The following is a 16,364-nucleotide window of genomic DNA, read 5'->3' as shown; positions in this document are numbered from 1 at the left end:
CGAGCCGTGGGCACAGCAGCGCAGCGAACGCGGCCGACGGAGGAGGACGCGTGAGCGGCCTGTTGTGGCACGTCGCCGTGCTGGTGGCCGCCGGGATCGCGGCCTTCGTCCTGCTGCGCCGGATCCCCTCGGGCGCGCCCCGGCCGGCGGTCCCGGAGATGGACACGCCCTGGCCGGCCGACCACGCGTTCATCGAGGTCCGCTGGTGGGAGCGGCGCCTGGCCGCCGCCCGGGACGACCCCGAGCGCTATCACGCGCTCGTGCGCTCCCGGCTGGCGGATCTGACCGCCGAGCGTCTGCGCCTGCGGTACGGCGCGCACGATCCGGCCCGCGCGCGGGAGATTCTCGGCCCCGACCTGCACGACCTGCTCACCGTCCCGTGGCGGACGGTCCCGACCCGCGCCGAGCTGGCCCGCCTGGTCGCGCGCATTGAGGAGATGTGACGGATGGATCCCGCCGAGGTCGGCAGGCGCGCCGGGGAGGTGCTCGACCGCGTCAACACGGTCGTGGTCGGCAAGCGCGAGGCACTGGAGCTGGTGCTGGCCGGGATCCTGGCGGGCGGCCACGTCCTGCTGGAGGACTTCCCCGGCCTGGCCAAGACCCTCACCGCCCGCTGCTTCGCCCAGACCCTGGGCCTGGACTTCACCCGGCTGCAGTTCACCCCCGACCTGTTGCCGGCCGACGTCACCGGGTCCTACCTGTACAACCAGCGCGACGGCGACTTCGTCTTCCGCCCCGGCCCCGTCTTCACCGACCTGCTGCTCGCCGACGAGATCAACCGCACCCCGCCCAAGACCCAGGCGGCGCTGCTGGAGGCCATGCAGGAACGCCAGGTCAGCGTCGAGGGCGTCACCCACGAGCTGCGGGCCCCCTTCCACGTGCTGGCCACCGCCAACCCCATCGAGTACGAGGGCACCTACCCGCTGCCCGAGGCCCAGCTCGACCGGTTCCTGCTGCGGGTCTCCTTCGGCTACCCCTCGGCGCAGGAGGAGCAGACGATGCTGCGCAGGCGCATGGCCCGCCGGGCCGAGGAGACCGTACTGCAGCCCGTGGTCGACGCCGCCACGCTGACGGAGATGCAGCGCGCGCTGGAGGACGTGGCGGTCGAGGACTCGGTGGGCCGCTACATCGTCGAGCTCGTCGCCGCCACTCGCGAGCACCCGCAGGTCCAGGTCGGCGCCTCCCCGCGCGGCTCCCTCGCCCTGCTGTTGACCGCCCGCGCCCGCGCGGCCCTCGCCGGCCGCGACTACGTCGTCCCCGAGGACGTCAAGCAGGCCGCCCCGGCCGCGCTGTCGCACCGCCTGAGCCTGCGCCCCGAGGTGTGGCTGCGCCGCGTCGACCCCGCCGCGATCGTCGAGGAGATCTGCGCCCGCGTCCCCGTCCCCGCCTCCGACCGCCTGCCCACCTACACCGGGACCCCCTCGTGACCGTCCCTACGGTGAGCTGGTCGACGGCTCCGGCGTTCCGGCGCGCCGTCGTCCTGCCGGTGGGGCTGTGCCTGCTGGCGGTGGCCCTGGGGCGGGCGGACCTGGTGGTCGTCGCGGTTCCCTTCGTGCTGGGCACGGTGCTCTCGCTGCGCTCGCGGCCCCGGCGGGTCCCGCGGGCCGGGCTGCGGCTGGAGGAGGACACCGTCACCGAGGCCGACCCGGTCACCGCGTCGGTGACGCTGGACGGCGACCCGGACGCGGTCTGCGTCGTCCTGGCGGCCGCCCCCGCGCTGGGCCACGACGCCCGCCCCAGGGTGGTGCGCGCGCCGGCCTCCGTCCCGCTGACCGGTACGGCGGCGCGCTGGGGCATGCACGCCTTCGGGCCGGTCCGCGTCCGGGCCTTCGCGTGCGACGGGCTGCTGGAGACGGCCGAGCGGGTCCTGCCGCCGAGGAACGTGCGCGTCCTGCCCGCCGCCGAGCCGTACTCCTCGCGGACCCCCGTGCCCCGCCCCGGCGGCATGTCCGGGATCCACCGCGCGCGCAGGCCCGGCGACGGGGGAGAGCTGGCCGGGGTGCGGCCCTACCGGCCGGGCGACCGGTTGCGCCGCATCGACTGGCGCACCACCCTGCGGACCCGCGAGCCGTACGTGAACGCCACCCAGCCCGACCGCGACGCCGAGATCGTGATCCTCCTCGACGTGCTGCACGACGCGGGCGGCGGTGGCGACGGCGGCGGCCCCAGCGTGCTGGACGTCGCGGTCCGGGCCGCCGCCTCGATCGCCGGGCACTACACCCACCAGGGCGACCGGGTGTCCCTGGTGGAGTTCGGGCCCCGGCTGCGGCGGCTGCCGCCGGGCACCGGGCGCCGCCACCACCTGCTCCAGCTGTCCTGGCTGGCGGAGACCCGCCCGATGCCCGGCGGCCACGAGTTCCTCGGCGACCGGATCCTGGCCGCGGGCGCGCTCTCCTCCAGCACCCTGATCGTCATGCTCACCCCGCTGCTGGACCCGCGCAGCGCCACCGCCCTGGCCGTCCTGGCCCGGGCGCGGCGCCCGCTGGTCGCGGTCGAGACCCTGCCGCCGGGCCTGCCGCCGCGCTCCGGCGGCGAGTGGTCGGATCTCGCCGAGCGCCTGTGGCGCCTGGAGCGCGACAACACCCTCGGGCGCCTGCGCGAGGCCGGCGTGCCCGTGGAGGCCTGGCGCGGTTCGGGAAGCCTGGACGCGATCCTGCGCGAGGCCGCACGGATCACGGCGGTGATCCGGTGAGGCGCCCCGCCCGCGGGGTGCGGCGATGACCTTCATGGTGCACTCGCTGGCCTGGCGGGCGCTGGTGTGGGCCGCCGGGACGGCCGCCCCGCTGGTGGCCATGCCGCCGGACTACCGCGCCGGGCTGGTGATGCCGCTGTTCGCCGGGCTGCTGGCGCTGCTGACCGCGGCCGAGCCCGAGGGCGGGTGGGTGCTGCCGGCGCAGATCGTCACGGTGGCGGTCTGGCTGGTGACCACCGCCGTGTACGGCTACGCCCCGTCCCCGGTCGCGGGCCTGGTCATCGGCCTGCTGCTGTACCTGCACCACGGCGCGGCCGCCATCGCGGCCCAGGTCCCGGTCGCGGCCCGGATCCCCGCGCCCGTCCTGGCCGCGTGGCTGGCCAGGACCGGGGCGGTGAGCGCGGTCTCGGCCGTGGTGTGCCTGCTCCTCGCGGCGCTCACGGGCGCGGCCGGTGCCGCGATCCCGGCCGCGGCGGCGGTCGTGCTGGGGGCGGCGGGGGCGCTGGCCGTGGCCCGCGCCCTGCGGCAGACGGGCCGCGGCGCCGTACCCGGCCCGGACATCGGTGGGCTCCCCGGCGGCGCCGTACCCGGTTCGAGCCCCGGCGGACTCCCCGGCGGCGCCGTACCCGGCCGATTCCACGGCGGCGCCGTACGCGACCCGGATCCGGGACCTCCGGATGAGCGGGACAGCGACCCCCGCCGGTGGTAAGCCTGGGATGTGCGTCTGTGCAGAACGTTCCGCTACATCCATGAACCGCTGCACATGGACGAGGGCGGCGTCCCCATGCTCGGCAACGAGACCTTCGTGGCCGAGCTCAAGCAGCGCCTGCGCAAGTCCCGCGGTGGAACGTTCCTGATCACCGGGTTCCGCGGCGTCGGCAAGAGCACGGTCGTCAGCCGCGCCCTCGCCGAGATCAGGGCCGAGCCGGGCGAGGTCACCGTCCCCATCGTGCTGAGCGTGGCCCGGCCGACCACTCCGGAGCGCCTGCTGTTCGCGGTGGTGCGCAGGACCTACGAGGCCCTGAACGACCGCGGCATCCTGGAGCAGCTCCCCCCGGCCGCGCAGCGCGCCCTCATGCTGGCCCACATCCGCACCTCCTACGGGCTCAAGCAGACCCAGTCCGACGCCAGCGAGGTCAACGCGGCCCTGGGCCTGGGCATGGGGGAGGCGGCCAGGAAGCTGGCCGGCCCCCTCGGGTACATCGCGCCCAACCTGAACCTCACCCGCAAGCGCACGCGGTCGCTGGCGACCGAGGCCTCCTTCCTGACCTACGCCGACACCGACGTCGAGCACGATCTGGACCGCATCGTGTCGCTCGTCGAGATCCCCGCGGCCCGCGGCTGGTGGCGGCGGCGCGCGGCCAGCCGGGTCCACCTGGTGATCGTGCTGGACGAGGCGGACAAGCTCACCGGCGACGCCGAAGGCCTGGCCGCCTTCGAGGTGATGGTCAGCACGCTGAAGAACGTGCTGACCATGCGCGGCGTGCACTTCCTCATCGTGGCCGGCGCCGACCTGCACGACCGCGCCGTGCTGGACATCAGCAGGGGAAACAGCGTCTACGAGAGCGTCTTCGCCTGGCGGATGTACGTGCCGTGCATCTGGGACGCGCCGGAACGGCTGCTCACCGCCCTGCTGGAGGAGCGGCCCGATCCCGGGGAGCTCGAGCGGCTCAGCGCCTACCTGCGCTTCAAGGCCAGAGGCGTGCCCAGGCGGCTGCTGCAGGAGTTCGGCGAGCTGGTCGCCTGGGAGGGCGAGCAGCCGTACCTGCGCGTGGAGGGCGTGGAGGCGGAGCGGGTGGACTTCTACGCGCGGATGGAGGCGGTGCTGGAGGCGTACTACCGCACCAGCGGCAAGGAGCGGCTGCTGGCCGTGCCGATCGACAAGGACCGCTGGCGCATGTCGGCCTACTACATCGTGGACTGGATCCTGCGCAGCGACGGCGAGGTGTTCACCGGTCAGGACATCCTGCAGGCGGCCGGGGCCGGGCAGCTCGACCGCATGCTGGGCGTCTCGCACGCCGAGCTGGACCGGCTGCTCGGGCACCTGGCCGAGGAGAAGGTCGTCAGGGTGGTACGGCAGTCGGGGGCGGAGGCCACCATGCTCGGCCGGGACCCGGCGACCGAGCTGACCAGTTACGCGCTCACCGACGGGATACGGCAGGACCTGCTCGGCCTGGCCCTGCACAGCGAGTCGGAACGGGCGAGCCTGGAGATCAAGCTGCTGGTGCCGTCCGCGGCGGCGGGGGCGGCGGCCGATTCCGCCTCGGCCGAGGGCGTGATCAAGGTGATCGGCGACCGCTACGACCTGGTCCAGGTGATCGGCCACGGCGGGATGGGCACGGTGTACCGCGCCTGGGACCGCAACCGCTCCGAGCACGTCGCCGTGAAGGTCCTCAACAACCCGGGCCCGGAGTCCGCGTGGCGCTTCAACCGGGAGATCGAGGTGGCGCGGCGGCTCGACCACGACGGCGTCGTCCGCACTCTCGACGTCTTCCAGGACGATCCCGCGATCGGCTTCGCGCTGGTGATGGAACTGGTCGAGGGCCCGACCCTGCAGAGTCACATCGAGACCGAGGGCCCGATGCCCGCCCCGGAGGCGGCCGCTCTGGGGTTCCGGCTGGCGAACATCCTGCAGCACGTGTTCGAGCGGGGGATGTACCGGATCGACCTGAAACCGGCGAACATCATCATGAACCCGGACAGGGGGCCGGTCGTCATCGACTTCGGGATCGCCAAGCACCACCAGGAGAGCGAGTCCACCCTGATCACCGGGACGCCGGTCGGCACCCCCGCGTACATGGCGCCGGAGGCGATCTCCGGGGGAGCCCAGGACATCCGGTCCGACGTCTACGCCCTGGGTCTCGTGCTGGCCTTCGCCTGCACCGGGCGCCCGATCGCCGGAACCGGCTCCGTGCTGACGGTGCTCGCGCGGGTCACGAACAACAAGCTCGACTTCGACGACGTGCCGCCCGAGCTCCTGCCCGTGATCCGCAAGGCCACCGCGCTCGCCCCCGCCGACCGGTACGCGACGCCGTACGAGCTGGCGCTGGATCTGGCGGACCTCGCCCGCATGCCGCCTCCGCCCGCCCCCGCGCCCGAGCCCGTCCCCACCTCCACGTCTCCGCCCGCCGAGTACGGCCCCCCGCCGTCGGGGTACGGCCCCCCTCCCCCGTCCCCGCCTCCACCGCCGCCGGAGCCCGTGTCGGGACCCGGGCGGGAACCCCGGAGGGCGGCGCCCCTGGTGTACGGAGTGCACTGCGGGAACGGGCACTTCACCGACGGGAGCCGTGCGAGCTGCATGGTGTGCGGCGCGACCCTCGGCGGCAGCCTGACCCACTTCGCCCGGTCCCGGCCCTGCCTGGGCGAACTGGTCCTCGACGACGGCCGGCGGTTCCCGCTGGACAGGGGCTACGTCTTCGGCGGCGATCCCGGCGACCCCGACGAGGCGGAGCCGACGCCGCAGGAGGAGCGGGAGGAGGAACCGCTCGTGTTCGCGCCGGTGCCGGTCGCCGGCGCCGACCCCCGGCACCTGGCCGTGTATCCCGAGGAATGGAAGGTCGTGGCCTACGATCTGGACTCCACGACCGGGACCGCGGTGCGGTTCGGCGAGGACGCCGGCTTCGTGGACCTGCCGCCGGGCACCGGCCTCACCCTCCAGCCGGGCATGTCGGTCCGGCTGGCGGGCACCGCCACGATCACCTTCGCGGGCAGGACCGGGTGAACGGCGCGCGTGCGGGCCGCCGACCCTGAGGGGTGACCCTGGCTTGTCCCTGACTTCGGCCCGCGAACCCGCCACCCGGCCGCGCGAGCGCCTACCGTGGAGGCATGGGACGAATTCTGTTGATCGTGGCGGCCGTGATAGTCGCCTTCATGCTGCTCGGCTCGGTGCTGGGCTTCCTGTTCGGCCTGCTCAAGTGGGCCCTGATCATCGGCCTGGTGGCCGTGGTCGTCATGTTCGGGGCCAAGCTCTTCCGCGGCGGCTCCGCCCGCGTGCGCGACTGAGGCCGACGAGGCCGACTGAGGGCGACTGAGGCCTCGCCCGCCGGGGCCGCGGCCCCGGCGAGGCCGGCCGGTCCGTCCCGCGGGCGGGGTCACTCCCCGCCCGGGGCGTGGACCGGCTTCAGGCCCGCCCACTCCTGGCGGCGGACCTCGGCCACGGCGATGGCGGTGGCCACCGCGACGTTGAAGGACCCGACCCGGCCGACCTGGGGGATGTAGCAGACGGCGTCGGCGGCCTCCAGCAGCGCCGGGGAGCAGCCGTGGTCCTCGCTGCCCACCACCAGGCACACGTCACCGGTCAGGCCGGCCTCGTGCAGGGGTACGGCGTCGCCGGTCAGCTCCACCGCGACCACCCGGAACCCCTCGGCCCTGGCGGCCCGCACGGCCTCCACCACCGGGACGGGTTCCTCCCAGGCGACCAGCCGGTCGGTGCCCAGGGCGGTCTTCTGGGCCTTGGGGTTGGTCGGGGGAGTGGCGTTGCCGGCCAGCCAGATGTGCTCCACCCCGAAGGCGGCGGCCGTACGGAAGATGGAGCCGATGTTGAACGGCCCGGTGACCGACTCGACGATCAGCGCCAGCCGGCCCTCGGTGCTCCTGCGCCAGGTGCGGTTGAGCCGCTTGACGTCGGTCGGCCGCAGCTGCCTGCGCGGGTTGGTGGTCATCGCTGCTTCCCCGTCTGTCGTCGATCGCCTCGCCGTACGGCGGTGCCCGCCGTGCCCGTCCTCGTGCCCGTCACGTCGTCTGCCCCGTGACCTTCTCCGGGCTTCCCTCCGCCGCCTCCCGCGCCCGGACCTGCAGGATCCGGTAGGACGAGCGGGATGCCGTCCGGGTCGTCGGCCAGCCCCGGTCGTTCAGCCAGCGCTGCAGGGAGTCCGACCCCAGGTGCTTCTGGACCACCAGGTGGGCGACGCCGTCCGGGGTGAGCCGCGACAGCCAGCGGGTGAGCATGTCGTGCATGGCCGCCTTGCCGATGCGGATGGCGGGGTTGGACCAGATGGCCCGGAACCTGACGTCGGGCGGGACCTCGTCGACGTGCACTGACCTTACTTTGTCAAGGCCGGCGGTCCGGGCGTTCCCCGCGCACAGCTCCACCGAACGCCGGTTGACGTCGACCGCCCACACCGTCGCCTGCGGAGCCCTGGCGGCCATGGTCAGCGCGATCGGCCCGTAACCGCAGCCCAGGTCCAGCAGGTCGCCCCCGGCCGGGGGAGGGGGGACGCTCTCCAGCAGGATCCGCGTGCCCTGGTCGACCCGCTCGGGGGAGAACACCCCGCTGTCGGTCTCCAGCTTCAGATGCAGGTCGGGGAGGACCAGCGTGACCGAGCCGGGACGGCTGGCGGTCTCGGGGCGCTCCTCGAAGTAATGTGCCACGTGCCCATTGTCCCGCCTGCCGCGGCGCACTCCGGACGCCCCGCCCGCCGTCCCCCGCCCGGGACGGGGCTCAGGGCAGCCGGGTTCCCAGCAGACCCGCCGAGACGGCGACCAGCATCCCGGTCAGCAGCGCCGCCAGGACGAACCACTGGCTGATCTCCTGGTTGACCGTCCGGTAGCCCAGCGAGGTGCCGATCTGCTCGTAGACCGCGCGCAGCTCGGTCCCCGACTCGGCCTCGTAGGCCCGGCCCCCGGTGCCCTGCGAGAGGGTCTGCAGGGTGGCCTTGTTCACCGGGACGTTCACGTCGCGGCCGTCGATGGAGACGGTGCCCTCCTGGGTGCCGTAGGCGATCGTGGAGACCGGGACCCGGGCGCTCACCGCCGACTCGACCGCCTCGGCCACCGAGCGGCCCGAGGTGTTGTCGCCGTCGGACAGCAGGACGATCGCCGCGGGCGGCGGATCGGTCACGGCCTGCTGGTCGAAGGAGCGGATCGAGTCGATGGAGCTGAACACCGCCTCGCCGATGGCCGTGCCGGCCCGGGTGCTGAGGTTGCGCAGCGAGGTGATCACGGCCTGGTGGTCGGTGGTCGGGGAGACCACGACGCCGGCCGAGCGCGCGAAGGCCACCAGGCCGACGTTGAAGCGCTCGGGCAGGTCCGCGACGAACTTCTGGGCGGCGTCCTTGGCCGCGGCGAGCCGGTTGGGCGGGACGTCGGCGGCCTCCATCGACAGCGAGACGTCCAGCGCGACGATGATGGTGGCCCGGTCGCGGGGGACCCGCACCGAGTCGGCCGGGCGGGCGGCGCCCAGGACCAGCAGGCTCATCATCAGCAGGAACAGGATCGGGGTGACGTGCCGGCGCCAGCCGGGACCCGAGGGGGTCACCAGGTCCAGCAGCGGGAGGTTGGTGAAGCGCACCGCGTAGCGCCGCCTGGCGAACTGGGCGGCCACGTAGCCGGCCACGAGCAGCACGAGCAGTGCGAACAGCCACAACCAGGCCGGGGAGAGGAAGGTCACCTGTTCACTCCTGCCGTCGGGTGCCGGTGCGCCATGTGGGCCGTGTGACGCTGCCTGAGCACGAACTGCGCGATGTCGAACACCCAGTCGCGGTCGGTGCGCAGCACCAGGTGCGCCACGCCGCAGCGCCGCAGCGCCATCCGGGTGATCTCCCGCTGCGCGGCCGCCGCCCGGGCGTAGGCCGCGCGGACCTTGGGAGTGAGATGGACCCGGCGGGCCCGGCCCGACTCCGGATCGGTCAGGCTGATCATGCCCACGGCCGGCAGCTCCAGCTCACGCGGGTCGATCACCTCGACGGCCAGCACCTGGTGGCGGGCCGCCAGGCGGCGGATCGGCCGCTCCCACGGCAGCTCCAGGCCGGGGTCGAGGTTGGGCTCGGCGTCCAGGAAGTCGGAGACGATCACCCGCAGGCCGCGCCGCCGCCGGGCCGAGGTCAGCACCTCGATCCCCTCCGCGAGGTCGGGGGCGTCGGCCACCACCCGGCCGCGGGGCGCGGCCATCAGCGAGTTCAGCAGGCCGTACAGGGCGGGGCGGCCGCCTCTGGCCGGCATCCGGTGGATGTACTCGTCGTGCAGGACGTAGGCGCCGAAGCGGTTGCCGGCCCGGCCGGTCAGGAACCCGACCGCGGCGATGGCGGCCACCACCAGCTCCCGCTTCTCCAGGCCGGCGGTGCCGAAGTCCATGCTCGGCGACAGGTCGGCCAGCGCCCAGGTCTCCAGCTCCCGGTCGGCGATCAGATCCCTGACGTGGGGCACGGTCGTGCGGGCGGTCACCGCCCAGTCCATCCTGCGGATGTCGTCCTCGCCGGGGACGTAGACCCGGCTGTCGCCGAACTCGCTGCCGGGCCCGGGCAGCAGGCCCTGGTAGGAGCCCTGCAGCAACCCGTCCAGCCGCCGCACGACGGTCAGCTCCAGACGCCGGAGCGCCTGCTCGGCCGTGCCCAGGGCGGCGCCGCGCGCGGCGGCCCCGGAGGTCCCGGAGGCTTGCGCGCGGCCGCCGTCCTTGCGGGGACCGGGGGTCACCGGGCGCCCTGGTTCCAGACCACCAGGGGCGGCGGCACGGCGGCGAGGATCCGGCGGACCACCTCGTCGGGGTCCAGCCCGTCGGCGACGGCGTCGAAGGTGAGCATCAGCCGGTGGGACATCACGTCCACGGCCACGTCGCGGATGTCGTCGGGGAGCAGGTAGTCGCGGCCGCGCAGCAGGGCCAGGCCGCGCCCGGCGGCCACCAGGCCGAGCGTGGCGCGGGGGCTGACCCCGATCTCGATGATCTCCTCCAGGTCGGACAGGCCGTACTCGGCCGGGGAGCGGGTGGCCATCACCAGGCGGACGACGTAGTCGGCGACGAGCTGGTGCACCGAGACCTGGTCGGCGAGGTCCTGCAGGGCGGCCAGCCGCTGCGGGTCGAGCACCGGCCGCGGGGCGGGCGGCGCCACGCTCATCCGGTGCAGGATCTCCAGTTCCTCGTGGGCGCTGGGGTGGACGACGCGGACCCGGAACAGGAAGCGGTCGCGCTGGACCTCGGGCAGCGGGTAGACGCCCTCGGACTCGATCGGGTTCTGGGTGGCCAGCACGATGAACGGCCTGGGCAGCGGGTGGGTCCGGCCGGCCAGGGACACCTGACGCTCGGCCATGACCTCCAGCAGCGCCGACTGCACCTTGGCGGGCGCGCGGTTGATCTCGTCGGCGAGGAGGAAGTTGACGAACACCGGCCCGAGCTCGACGTCGAACTCCTCGCGGGAGGGGTGGTAGACCCGGGTGCCGACGATGTCGCTGGGCACCAGGTCGGGGGTGAACTGGATGCGGGCGAACGTGCCGCCCACCACGGTGGCCAGGGTGGAGGCGGCCAGGGTCTTGGCGACTCCGGGCACGCCCTCCAGCAGGCAGTGGCCGCGGGCGAGCAGGGCGACGAGCAGCCGCTCCACCATGTGCTCCTGGCCCACGATGACGCGGCGGACCTCCGACAGCGCCTCGCGCAGCAGGCCCGCGTCGGTCTCGCTCGGCAGTTCTTCGGCGACGGTCATGCAGATATTCCACCAAACGGGATGCCGCTCGGGGCGGCTTGCCGGATCCGGATTTCCTGTTAGTACCCCACGGGCAGGAAGTGCGATCGCCTCGGTGTGCTTTCATGGCAGACGTGGCCAGTCCGCTCCAGTACGGTGACCCGCCCCGTCTCGGGCCTTTCGTCCTGCAGGCACGCCTGAGAGTGGGGCCGGCCGGTCTGGTCTATCTCGGCCAGGGGCCCGACGGCCGGGCGGTCTCGGTGGCGGTGCTGACCAAGGGCGCCGCCCAGGACCCCGCGGCCCGTGACCGCTTCGTCACCGCCATCCAGGAGGCGGGCGTCGCCCGGGGCGGGATCCGCGGGTGGGTGACCAGGGCGGCGCGCGGCCGTACGGCGGTGGCCGACGCGGCCCCGCCCGTGCTCGCGATGGGCGGCGGGACCGCGCCCTGGGTCGCCACGCCGTACGAGCCCGACCGGGCCGGGGCCGAGCGGTTCCTGGAGCCGGTGCTGGTGCGCGGCACGCTGATCGGCGAGCAGCACGGCCCGGACTTCGCCCCGCACTGGGTGGGCGACCGCACGCCCGCGCTGCCCGCGCCGCCCAGGGGCGCCCCGCCGGCCACCGAGACGCGCAGGTCGGTGATCATCGCCGGGGTGGTGCTGACCGTCCTGCTGGTGCTGCTGGCCATGATGCTCTGGATGCTGGTCCGCCCGGAGGACGACAGCCGGCGCTTCCCCTCCCAGCTGCCGGAGACGGAGTTCGTGCCCACCCCGCCGCCCGTCCCGACCACGCCCGCGCCCGGGCAGGACACGCCCACCCCCTCGCCGTCGCCCACCGAGAGCGGCACGGGCACGCCCGGCCCGGAGCCTGGCGAGGACAACGCCGACGGCGCGATCTGAGCCGGGGGGAGACGGAAGCGGGGAAAGGGCGGAGGAAGACGGGGCCGGAAACGACTTGAGTCTCACGTAACGTGAGTTTCTAGCCTCGTGCGCATGGAACTCATCGTTCACGACACCCCGCGGGTCATGCTGGACCTGATGCACCTTCCCCTGGAGCGGCGCGCCGACGCGCTGCGCGACATGCTGGCACCGATGCGCGGTGCCGTCCCCGTGCCCGGTGATCTCGTCGACCTGCACCACGGCGGCGGCGGTTTCCGGGTCGACCGCGACGACGAGCGTTACCCGCCCGCGCTGCGCCGCCTGATCGAGGAGGACGTCCGCGGCCAGATCGAGCGCACCGTGCAGGCCGCCTGGCGGCGCATGAGGGAGGCGGTGCCGGACATCAAGGGGCCCGACACCCTGCAGGTCATGTTCGTGCTCGGCAACCCCGACGAGGACTACCTGATGAACACGGCCGGCGGGTACTACGGCATGGGCGGCTCACCGGGCTGGCTGTACCTGCTGGCCTGGCCGTCCGACGACGTCATCGGCCGCATCGCGCACTGCGCGGTGCACGAGTTCCACCACCAGGTGCGCTACTGCAACGTGGAGTGGAACCCGGCGACGGTGACGGTCGGCGAGCACATCGTGGCCGAGGGCCTGGCCGAAGCGTTCGTCCGCGAGCTGTCGGGCCCGCAGGCCATGGGCCCGTGGTCGTCGATGGTGACCGGCGAGGCGTTCGACCGCGCCTACGAGAAGATCACCGCCGACGCCGGGCGGGCCGGCATGATGCACACCCCGGCCTACGTGCTGGGCGACACGGCCGCCGGCAGGTTCGGGCAGGAACCCGTCGGCGTCCCGGACATGGCGGGGTACGGCGTGGGCCTGCGCATCGTCGACGCGCACCTGGCCGCCTCCGGGCTGAGCGCGGCCGAGAGCACCGTGCTGCCCGGGGCGCGGATCCTGCGCGCCGCCGGGGTGTCCGTCCCCGCCTGAGCGGAGTCGCACGCGGTGGCGGCCGGTGCGTACCAGCAGGTCGCAGCCGGGTTGCAAGCGCCGGCGTGCACAATTGTCGGCGTGACTCGTACGCGCAAGACCGGGAACCGGCCCCGGCGGCGCCCCGGCAAGGGCGCCGTCACCCGGTCGCCGGGGACGACCATGACACGCGAACCGGAGCGGGCGCCCGCCGCGCCGCCGGAGCGCCGTGGAATCGGGATGACCATCTGGACGGCGCTGTGCCTGCTCGTTCCGGGGGCCCTGCTCGTCTGGCTGGTGATCATGGTCGTCGGGGCCGTCACGCCGGAGCTGGAGGCGGCGGTCGGTGACACGGGCGTGCCCGGCACCGCGACCGTCGTGTCCTGCGAGCCCTACACGGTGGGGACCGGGCGGTCGCGGCGCACGAACTACGACTGCGAGGCGCGCTTCGTGTCCGACGACCGGTCGCGGCAGCCGATCGTCGTCGACACCGTCCCGGACGCGGAGGTGGGCGAGGTCTTCCCCGCCGTGCTGACCCCCGAGGGGGACCGGGTGCTGCCCACCCGGGCGCGGGGCGTGTGGCGGGCGATCCTGCTGTTCAGCGCGCTGCCGTTCGCGCTGACGCTCATCGCGTTCCTCGCCGCGCTCATGATGCGGGTCAGGAAGGCGATCATCTGGACGGGCGCGCTGGGGCTGCCCCTCCTCATCCTGGTGATCGTCGGAGCCGTCGCCGGGACGTGATCCCGGCCGCTGTCCCGGGGCGGCGCCGAGGTGACGACCGGCCGACCGGCGAGGTTCGGATCCGCCCGTGCCGGAGTCCCCGGCGTCTCAGCGGGCGGCGACGAAGCCCGACTCGTAGGCGGCGATGACGGCCTGGGTGCGGTCGCGGGCCTCCAGCTTGGCCAGCACGTTGCCGACGTGGGTCTTGACCGTCTCCGGGCTGACGACCAGCTCGGCGGCGATCTCCCCGTTGGACAGCCCGCGGGCCATCAGCCGCAGCACGTCGCCCTCGCGCGAGGTCAGCCGGTCGATGCCGGGAGCGCTCCGGGCGGCCGTCCCGCGCCGGGCCGCCAGGGTGCGGATGGCCGCGGGGAACAGCAGGGAGTCGCCCGAGGCGACGGTGCGCACGGCCTGGACCAGCTCGTCGGGCCGGGTGCGCTTGAGCAGGAAGCCGCTGGCGCCGGCCCGCAGCGCCTCGTAGACGTAATCGTCGTTCTCGAAGGTGGTCACCACGACGACCTTGGGCGGCTCGGGCAGCGCGACCAGCAGCCGGGTGGCCTGCAGGCCGTCCACCGCGGGCATGCGCACGTCCATGAGCACCACGTCCGGCCGGTGCTCGCGGACCACGGGCACCACGGCCGCCCCGTCGGCGGCCTCGCCGACCACGGCGAGATCGGGCTCGGAGCCGATGATGATCCGCAGCCCCGCCCGGATCAGGTCCTCGTCGTCGGCGATCACCACGCGCACCGTCATGATCACCGACCCTAGCGCGGTGGTACGGCCGGCCGCGCCCGGACCCGGCACCTCCGGCCGGGCCCGCGCGCGCCGGGACCGCCGAGGCCGCGCGCGGATTCGGCGTCCCCGGGCGGGCAGGCGCACGCCGAGGCCGTCACGGCCGCGTGTGCACGGATTCGAGGCGTTCGGCGGCCTTGCGCGCGGCGATCAGGACGGGGTCCCACACCGGGGCGAAGGGCGGCGCGTACGACAGGTCCAGGCCGGTCATGTCGGCCACCGTCATCTCGTGCCAGATGGCGATGGCGAGGGCGTCGATCCGCTTGGCCGCGCCCTCCCGGCCCACGATCTGGGCGCCCAGCAGGCGTCCGGTCGCACGGTCGGCGATCACCTTGGTCGTCATCTGCATCGCGCCGGGATAGTAGCCGGCGCGCGTGGTGGACTCCACCGACTCCTCGACCGTCTCGAACCCGGCCCGCGCCGCCTCGGCGGTGGTCAGGCCGGTGCGGGCCACCTCGTAGGCGCAGACCTTGCACACGGCTGTGCCGATGACGCCGGGGAAGCTCGCGTACCCGCCGCCGATGTTGATCCCCGCGGCCCGCCCCTGCTTGTTGGCGTGCGTGCCGAGCGCGATGGCCACCGGGCGCCGGGAGACCAGGTGGAAGGTCTCGACGCAGTCGCCGGCCGCCCAGACCCCTTCGGCGGAGGTGCGCATCCGCCGGTCGGTGACGATGCCGCCGGTCGGTCCCGTCTCGATGCCCGCCTCCCGGGCGAGGGCGCTGTTGGGGCGGGTGCCGAGGCCGAGGACGACCAGGTCGGCCGGGACGGTCCTGTCCGCCGTGCGCACGGCGGTGACCCGGCCGTCCTCGTGCTGCAGCTCCTCCACCGGCTCCCCGAGGTGGATCTCGGCTCCCAGCCCGCGCAGCGCGTCGGCGACCATGGCGCCCATGTCCGGGTCCAGCGTGCCCATCGGCTGCGGCCCCGCCTCGATGAGCGTGACCTCCAGTCCGCGCTTGAGCATGGCCTCGGCCATCTCCAGGCCGATGTAGCCGCCGCCGATCACCACCGCGCGGCGCGGCCCGCCGGCCTCCAGGGCGCGCAGCAGAGCGATTCCGTCGTCCAGGGTCTGCACGCCGTACACCCCCTCGGCCGTGGCGCCGGGCAGGTCGGGACGGCTCGGCACCGCGCCGGTGGCCACGACCAGCTGGTCGAACGGCTCACGGCGGAGCTCGCCGTCCTGCGCGCGTACGGCGACCGCCCGCCGGTCGAGGTCGATCTCCACGACCTCGCTGCGCAGCCGGAGGTCGATGTCCATCTTGTCGCGGAAGACCTCGGGCCGGCGCGCCACGAGATCCTCGGGGTCGGACACCTCGCCGCTGACCAGGTAGGGGATGCCGCAGGCCGAGTAGGAGGCGTGCCGCCCCCGCTCGAAGACGACGATCTCCAGATCCTCCCGGCCGCGCCGCTTGCGCGCCTGGGAGGCCGCGCTCAGCCCTGCGGCGTCTCCGCCGATCACCACCAGCCGTTCCGTCATGGCCTCTCCCTTCCCCTTCAATGATCCTCTCTCTCTGCCCGGACGGGCCGGTCTTGAGTCGAATCGCGATCTCGGGGTATGCACAACGGATGAGCAAGGATGAGGAACTCCAGCAGGTGGAGGCGGACCTGGAGCGTTTGCGCGCGGAGGTCACCGCCCTGCGCGACCAGCTCGGCGACCTGGGCCCCACCGACAGCGTCGAGCGCTCGCAGCTGATCTACATGGCCGACGAGCAGGAGGGGCTGATCAGCGAGTTGGAGGCCCGGCGGGATGCGCTGCTGAGCGCGTCGGGCGAGGGATGAGGGCCACGCGGTCCGCACGGGGCCGCAGCCGCGGCCCGATCCCCTCTCGCGTGCGATCGGGCCGGACGTCCGCGCCGTTCAGGCCGCCGTCTCCTGCCACGGCGTGGTGTGCAGCAGGCCGTCGATCTGCCGGGCGGGCGCGGG

At 74.1% G+C, this 16,364-nt stretch carries 17 protein-coding genes; 10 read left to right on the top strand and 7 right to left on the bottom strand.

Going from position 1 to position 16,364, the window contains the following annotated elements:
* The first annotated feature begins 50 nt into the window (after positions 1 to 50).
* The 6 genes from Pta02_RS28810 (at position 51) to Pta02_RS28785 (ending at position 6,694) form a co-directional block, all read left to right on the top strand.
* Positions 51 to 443, top strand: a complete 393-nt coding sequence (locus Pta02_RS28810; RefSeq protein WP_203878105.1) for a hypothetical protein — start codon at positions 51 to 53, stop codon at positions 441 to 443.
* A 3-nt stretch (positions 444 to 446) separates the two neighbouring features.
* Positions 447 to 1,427 carry an AAA family ATPase gene (locus tag Pta02_RS28805; protein WP_203878104.1) on the top strand — a complete coding sequence of 327 codons (981 nt, stop codon included), beginning with the start codon at positions 447 to 449 and terminating at the stop codon, positions 1,425 to 1,427.
* 11 nt (positions 1,428 to 1,438) lie between these two features.
* Positions 1,439 to 2,692: a DUF58 domain-containing protein gene (locus Pta02_RS28800; protein WP_203878103.1), complete on the top strand. Its 1,254-nt coding sequence runs from the start codon at positions 1,439 to 1,441 to the stop codon at positions 2,690 to 2,692.
* Positions 2,693 to 2,717: 25 nt separating this feature from the next.
* Positions 2,718 to 3,401, top strand: a complete 684-nt coding sequence (locus tag Pta02_RS28795; RefSeq protein ID WP_203878102.1) for a hypothetical protein — start codon at positions 2,718 to 2,720, stop codon at positions 3,399 to 3,401.
* A gap of 9 nt (positions 3,402 to 3,410) precedes the next feature.
* The gene (locus Pta02_RS28790) at positions 3,411 to 6,413 is read left to right on the top strand and encodes a serine/threonine-protein kinase (protein WP_203878101.1); all 3,003 of its coding nucleotides are present in this window, start codon (positions 3,411 to 3,413) and stop codon (positions 6,411 to 6,413) included.
* A 104-nt stretch (positions 6,414 to 6,517) separates the two neighbouring features.
* Positions 6,518 to 6,694 (top strand): hypothetical protein, encoded by a 177-nt coding sequence (locus Pta02_RS28785; RefSeq protein WP_203878100.1) that lies wholly within the window; start codon positions 6,518 to 6,520, stop codon positions 6,692 to 6,694.
* 89 nt (positions 6,695 to 6,783) lie between these two features.
* Here Pta02_RS28785 and Pta02_RS28780 read toward each other — a convergent pair whose 3' ends face one another.
* From Pta02_RS28780 to Pta02_RS28760, 5 genes are all read right to left on the bottom strand, one after another.
* A complete protein-coding gene (locus Pta02_RS28780) occupies positions 6,784 to 7,353 on the bottom strand; it encodes a TrmH family RNA methyltransferase (protein ID WP_203878099.1) in 570 nt (189 codons plus the stop codon).
* A 70-nt stretch (positions 7,354 to 7,423) separates the two neighbouring features.
* A complete protein-coding gene (locus tag Pta02_RS28775; protein WP_203878098.1) occupies positions 7,424 to 8,062 on the bottom strand; it encodes a class I SAM-dependent methyltransferase in 639 nt (212 codons plus the stop codon).
* Between the two features lie 70 nt (positions 8,063 to 8,132).
* Positions 8,133 to 9,080, bottom strand: coding sequence for a VWA domain-containing protein (locus tag Pta02_RS28770; RefSeq protein ID WP_203878097.1), 948 nt, complete (start codon positions 9,078 to 9,080; stop codon positions 8,133 to 8,135).
* The gene (locus Pta02_RS28765) at positions 9,077 to 10,024 is read right to left on the bottom strand and encodes a DUF58 domain-containing protein (RefSeq protein ID WP_203878106.1); all 948 of its coding nucleotides are present in this window, start codon (positions 10,022 to 10,024) and stop codon (positions 9,077 to 9,079) included. Before Pta02_RS28765 ends, Pta02_RS28770 begins: the two co-directional genes overlap by 4 nt.
* A gap of 74 nt (positions 10,025 to 10,098) precedes the next feature.
* Entirely contained in the window at positions 10,099 to 11,103 is a 1,005-nt protein-coding gene (locus tag Pta02_RS28760; protein ID WP_203878096.1) for an AAA family ATPase, read from the bottom strand.
* 104 nt (positions 11,104 to 11,207) lie between these two features.
* Between Pta02_RS28760 and Pta02_RS28755 the strand changes: the two genes are divergently transcribed.
* From Pta02_RS28755 to Pta02_RS28745, 3 genes are all read left to right on the top strand, one after another.
* Positions 11,208 to 11,978: a hypothetical protein gene (locus tag Pta02_RS28755; protein ID WP_203878095.1), complete on the top strand. Its 771-nt coding sequence runs from the start codon at positions 11,208 to 11,210 to the stop codon at positions 11,976 to 11,978.
* 93 nt (positions 11,979 to 12,071) lie between these two features.
* A complete protein-coding gene (locus Pta02_RS28750) occupies positions 12,072 to 12,953 on the top strand; it encodes a DUF2268 domain-containing putative Zn-dependent protease (RefSeq protein WP_203878094.1) in 882 nt (293 codons plus the stop codon).
* A gap of 81 nt (positions 12,954 to 13,034) precedes the next feature.
* Positions 13,035 to 13,673 (top strand): hypothetical protein, encoded by a 639-nt coding sequence (locus Pta02_RS28745; RefSeq protein ID WP_203878093.1) that lies wholly within the window; start codon positions 13,035 to 13,037, stop codon positions 13,671 to 13,673.
* Between the two features lie 87 nt (positions 13,674 to 13,760).
* On the opposite strand, the gene Pta02_RS28740 is transcribed toward Pta02_RS28745, so the two are convergent.
* Together Pta02_RS28740 and Pta02_RS28735 are read right to left on the bottom strand one after the other, a co-directional pair.
* Positions 13,761 to 14,405 (bottom strand): response regulator, encoded by a 645-nt coding sequence (locus Pta02_RS28740; RefSeq protein WP_203878092.1) that lies wholly within the window; start codon positions 14,403 to 14,405, stop codon positions 13,761 to 13,763.
* A gap of 136 nt (positions 14,406 to 14,541) precedes the next feature.
* Positions 14,542 to 15,918 (bottom strand): FAD-dependent oxidoreductase, encoded by a 1,377-nt coding sequence (locus tag Pta02_RS28735; protein WP_203878091.1) that lies wholly within the window; start codon positions 15,916 to 15,918, stop codon positions 14,542 to 14,544.
* An 89-nt stretch (positions 15,919 to 16,007) separates the two neighbouring features.
* Here Pta02_RS28735 and Pta02_RS28730 point away from each other — a divergent pair, with 89 nt between their 5' ends.
* Positions 16,008 to 16,220 carry a hypothetical protein gene (locus Pta02_RS28730; protein ID WP_203878090.1) on the top strand — a complete coding sequence of 71 codons (213 nt, stop codon included), beginning with the start codon at positions 16,008 to 16,010 and terminating at the stop codon, positions 16,218 to 16,220.
* The last annotated feature ends 144 nt before the right edge of the window (positions 16,221 to 16,364 follow it).

The sequence above is a fragment of the Paraplanobispora takensis genome (assembly GCF_016863195.1).
Classification (GTDB): domain Bacteria; phylum Actinomycetota; class Actinomycetes; order Streptosporangiales; family Streptosporangiaceae; genus Planobispora; species Planobispora takensis.
Note: the sequence above shows the minus strand (reverse complement) of the source record. Positions and strands in the feature narration are given on the sequence as shown.